At 75.8% G+C, this 492-nt stretch carries 1 pseudogene; it reads left to right on the plus strand.

Annotation, left to right across the window (positions count from 1 at the left end):
• A pseudogene (locus JHN63_RS51970) lies at positions 1-492 on the plus strand (hypothetical protein); the annotation flags it as partial.

Consider the following 492-nt stretch of genomic DNA (forward strand, 5'->3'; position numbering starts at 1 on the left):
CCCCCGAACCGGACCGGCCCGCCGAGCCGCCGCCCGACCCCGACGACCCGGACCTGCCGGACCTCATCCCGCCGACCCTGTACGCGGCGGCCCGCCAGACCCCGGCCCCGTGGAGCGGGCGGGCCGGACCGGAGCCGCGCAGGGCCATGCCGGTCCGGGTGCCCGAGGGCAAGGCGCTCGCCGACGAACTGGCCGTCAGCCGTGCGCTGCGGCCGCTCAGGCGCCGTCTGGACAGCCGGCACCGGCTGGAGATCGACGAGGAGCGCACCGCGACCCAGTTCGCCGAGACCGGGCTGCCGGACGTGGTGCAGCGCCCGGTGCGGGAGCGCTGGCTGCATCTGGTGCTGCTCGTCGACGACGGTCTGTCCATGCTGCTGTGGCACCGGCTCGGCGCCGAGCTGGGCTCCAGCAGGACCCTCAGCTCGGCGCCGAGCCGGTGCCACAGCAGCATGGACAGACCGTCGTCGACGAGCAGCACCAGATGCAGCCAGC

The organism is Streptomyces sp. MBT65 (assembly GCF_016612545.1).
Taxonomy (GTDB): Bacteria; Actinomycetota; Actinomycetes; order Streptomycetales; family Streptomycetaceae; genus Streptomyces.